This window comes from Pseudoalteromonas sp. BSi20311, from assembly GCF_000239875.1.
GTDB lineage: Bacteria > Pseudomonadota > Gammaproteobacteria > Enterobacterales > Alteromonadaceae > Pseudoalteromonas.
Genome location: NZ_BADU01000175.1, coordinates 1 through 4,106 on the forward strand (window position 1 = coordinate 1; position 4,106 = coordinate 4,106).

At 39.8% G+C, this 4,106-nt stretch carries 5 protein-coding genes; all 5 read left to right on the top strand.

Annotation, left to right across the window (positions count from 1 at the left end):
* Positions 1 to 89: 89 nt before the first annotated feature.
* The gene (locus tag P20311_RS17495) at positions 90 to 362 is read left to right on the top strand and encodes a lipid asymmetry maintenance protein MlaB (RefSeq protein ID WP_008115347.1); all 273 of its coding nucleotides are present in this window, start codon (positions 90 to 92) and stop codon (positions 360 to 362) included.
* 8 nt (positions 363 to 370) lie between these two features.
* Positions 371 to 733, top strand: coding sequence for a response regulator (locus P20311_RS17500; protein WP_008115349.1), 363 nt, complete (start codon positions 371 to 373; stop codon positions 731 to 733).
* Positions 734 to 747: 14 nt separating this feature from the next.
* Positions 748 to 2,838, top strand: coding sequence for a chemotaxis protein CheA (locus P20311_RS17505; protein WP_008115351.1), 2,091 nt, complete (start codon positions 748 to 750; stop codon positions 2,836 to 2,838).
* Positions 2,820 to 3,305 (top strand): chemotaxis protein CheW, encoded by a 486-nt coding sequence (locus P20311_RS17510; RefSeq protein ID WP_008115354.1) that lies wholly within the window; start codon positions 2,820 to 2,822, stop codon positions 3,303 to 3,305. The genes P20311_RS17505 and P20311_RS17510 overlap by 19 nt, the downstream gene beginning before the upstream one ends.
* 48 nt (positions 3,306 to 3,353) lie before the next feature.
* A partial coding sequence (locus P20311_RS17515; RefSeq protein WP_138922273.1) for a PAS domain-containing protein occupies positions 3,354 to 4,106 on the top strand: 753 nt, incomplete at its 3' end.

Genomic DNA, 4,106 nt, shown 5'->3' on the forward strand with positions numbered 1-4,106 from the left:
TTAGTTATTTTTTAGTCGTTTTTATGGCGTTTTCTTTATCTCAGTCTAAGCTTTTGTTATGGATTGAGTTGATAAGGAAAAGCTTAAAAATGCTTAAACTACCAAATGAGCTTTCAATTGTTCAGGTTGACGTTTTACATCAAGATTTATTAAGCGAGCTTAATAATAGCCGAGATATTTGTCTGGATATTAGCGATGTCATGTCTGCTGATACCGCCTCGGTTCAACTCCTTTGTGCCCTACAAAAACACCTTCTTACTATCAATCAAAAGATTGCCTGGGTTGGCAGCAGTGACGCATTAACCAATGCCATTGAACAACTCGGTTTAAGTGAATATTTAGCTTCAGAAAGTACTAACTAGAGGTTTATATGAAAAGAATTTTAGCTGTCGATGATTCTGCATCAATGCGCCAAATGGTGAGCTTTACGTTAAAAACAGCAGGGTTTGATGTTACCGAAGCCAAAGATGGCAGCGAGGCATTAGCTATTGCCAAGCAACAAGGTTTTGATGCAGTTATTTCTGATGTAAACATGCCAATTATGGATGGGATCACACTTATTAGAGAGCTAAGAGGGCTACCAGATTACAAGTTTACACCGCTGCTTATGCTTACTACGGAGTCGGGGATGGATAAAAAAGTAGAAGGTAAAGCTGCTGGGGCAACAGGATGGATTGTAAAACCTTTTAATCCAGATCAGCTATTAGCCGTGCTAAAAAAAGTAATCCGTTAACTTAGGAGTGCACTGTGAGTATTGATTTAAGCCAGTTTTTTGAAGTGTTCTTTGAAGAGAGTTTTGAAGGCCTCGATATCATGGAGACTGAATTACTCAACTTAGTGCCAGGCGAAGAAGACTTAGAAACCATTAATACTATATTTAGAGCTGCTCATTCAATAAAAGGGGGCAGTGCTACTTTTGGATTTAACTCAATTGCAAATTTTACCCATGTATTAGAAACATTATTGGATCAAATTCGTGAAGGTGAGCGCAATATAACTAGCGAGCATATTAATTTATTACTTAAATCAGTGGATTGCTTAAGGGCTTTGTTAAGTTCGCTAAAAGTACAGGAAGAACCAGATTTAGCCCAAGCAGATACTTTACGTGAGCAGTTCGAAAAATTACTAGGTATGCCAGCTGGTGAGGAGCAAGGGGAAGAAACACATCATGAGCAGGTTATAGTTAATACTTATCAGATTGATTTTAAGCCACATTTTCATCTTTTTAAAACCGGTAATGAACCTTTGTTTATGATCAGCGAGTTAGCCGAACTTGGTGAGTTAGAAGTACAGGCATTCACCGATGCCATACCTGACATTAAAGAATTAACCAGCGATGAGTGCTTTTTATATTGGCGGTTTTTCTTAAACACTGAGCGCGATGAGCAAGCCATTAAAGAGATTTTTGAATGGGTTGAAGATGATGCAGATATTAAAGTCGAGCTATGCGGTGGCTTATTTAATGATGCTAAAGCCGAGTCAGAGGAAGTAATTAACGAACCGACTATTGTGGAGGAAGCTCCCAAAACTGCTGAGCAACCCAAAGCGAGTAAAGCAAAGGCACCTGCCAATACGCCCAGCGCTAAAGCTGCACCAGAATCTACTTCTATTCGGGTTGGTATAGATAAGGTTGATTCATTGATTAATATGGTGGGTGAGTTGGTTATTACCCAAGCAATGTTAAATCAGCTTAGCGAACAGGAAATGACAGCCACTGCGGTAACCTCGCTTCAAGAGGGATTGGCGCAACTAGCGCATAATACCCGAGACTTACAAGAAAACGTGATGCGTATTCGTATGCTGCCAATTAATTTTGTATTTAGTCGTTTTCCACGTCTGGTGCGTGATATTGCTCAAAAGCTTAATAAAGAGGTGGAGTTAAAGCTGATCGGAGAGCAAACCGAGTTAGATAAAACTGTGATGGAAAAAATATCTGATCCTATGGTGCATTTAGTAAGAAACTCACTGGATCATGGTATTGAAACTGTAGAAAAGCGTATTGCGGCAGGTAAAGATCCTGTGGGCAAAGTTACATTAAATGCTTTTCATCAGGGAGGAAATATCGTCATTGAAATCATGGACGATGGTCAAGGCCTTAACACTCAAAAGATTAAAGAAAAAGCGATTGCTAACGAGCTAATTGCTGGCGATAGCGAGTTAACAGATGATGAAATTAACGAACTTATATTCATGCCAGGGTTTTCTACTGCTGATGAAGTAAGTGACTTATCTGGCCGGGGTGTGGGTATGGACGTGGTTAAACGCAATATCCAATCATTAAATGGCTCGGTAGAAGTGACATCCGCTGCTGGAATTGGTTCTACCTTTATTATTCGGCTGCCGCTTACTTTGGCTATTTTAGATGGGCAATTGGTTAAAGTAGCCAAGCATACTTACATTATTCCACTGATCTCGATTGTAGAATCGCTGCAAATTGATATTGCAAAAGTAAGCCGTGTTGGGAAAGACCTAGATGTCCTCAGATTACGTGATGAATACATTCCTATTCTGCGCCTATACGAGATTTTTAACCATCAAGGTGCGATTGAATCATTAGATAAGACCTTATTGGTTGTGGTGGAGAACGATAATCAAAAAGTCGGGGTGCTCGTTGACGATTTACTTTCACAGCAACAGGTGGTTATAAAAAGCTTGGAGGCTAATTACCACAAAGTGGACGGAGTCTCTGGGGCAACTATTTTAGGTGATGGTCGTGTCTCGTTAATTTTAGATATTAGCGGTTTGATTAAGCTTTCAGGATTAAAAAAACCTGGCAGCCAAGCATTGAGTATTGAGCCATCAGCGACTCTGGAGGATTCATGTTCTCTGAATCAATAGCATTAAATAGCAATATTGAGCTACAGCGCAAAGAGGGCATTAAGCAGTTTCTTACCTTTATTATGGCTGAAGAAGAATACGGAGTAGATATATTAACGGTGCAAGAAATCCGTAGCTGGGAAGACATAACCGCACTGCCAAATGCCCCTGAGTACGTAAAAGGCGTTATTAATCTACGCGGCACGATAGTACCCATTATTGATTTAAGGTTACGTTTTGGTTTACCCGCAATTGCCTATGGGCCGTTAACAGTAGTGATTATTGTAAAAATAGAGTTTGAACAAGAAAGTAAAGTAATGGGTATTACGGTAGATGCAGTGGCGGATGTTTATAGTATTGCAGAGCAAGATGCTAAAGCCGTACCGAGTTTAACCCAAACCAATGAAAGTGAATATGTCGCAGGGTTAGTTAACGTGGGCGAAAAAATGATCGCCCTGATTGACTTGCCTGCAACCATGGATATTTAGCGGTAACAGTAACTAAATAAAGTAAATAACTTAAAGGTGGTGATAAGCATGGGATGGTTTAGTAATTCAAAACAGTCTGAATCAAGCAATGATTTGATAATGAATGCATTGCATAAATCATTAGCAATAATTGAATTTGAGCCGAATGGAAGAATCATTACTGCCAATGTTAATTTCCTGCGTGTAATGGACTACTCTCTGGCTGAAATACAAGGTCAGCACCACTCTTTATTTATTAGCTCTAGCGAAGCGAAAAGTGATGAATATCGTCAGTTTTGGCAGCGATTGAACGCGGGTGAGTTTATTTCAGATGAATTTAAGCGGTTTGGAAAAAATGGTAAAGAAGTGTGGATACAAGCCACCTATAATCCAGTTTTAGACTCTCAGGGGCAAGTGATTAAAGTGGTTAAATTTGCCACTGAGATCACAATGCAAAAATTAAAGGCAGCCGAAGCAGCTGGACAAGTTGCGGCTATAAATAAATCGCAAGCAGTAATCGAGTTTGACTTAGATGGCACAGTGATTAATGCCAACGATAACTTTTTAGCCACGTTTGGCTACCAACTTAATGAAATACAAGGTAAGCACCATCGCTTATTTGTTGCACCTGAATATGCAAATAGTCCGGATTATCAAACTTTCTGGGCCAAACTGGGGCGGGGTGAGTACGACCGAGGAGAGTATTTACGTTTTGATAAACAAGGCCGTGAAATTTGGATTAGTGCTTCTTATAACCCCATTTATGACATGGATGGGCGAGTGTTAAAAGTTATTAAATACGCCACAGATATAACTGCACGG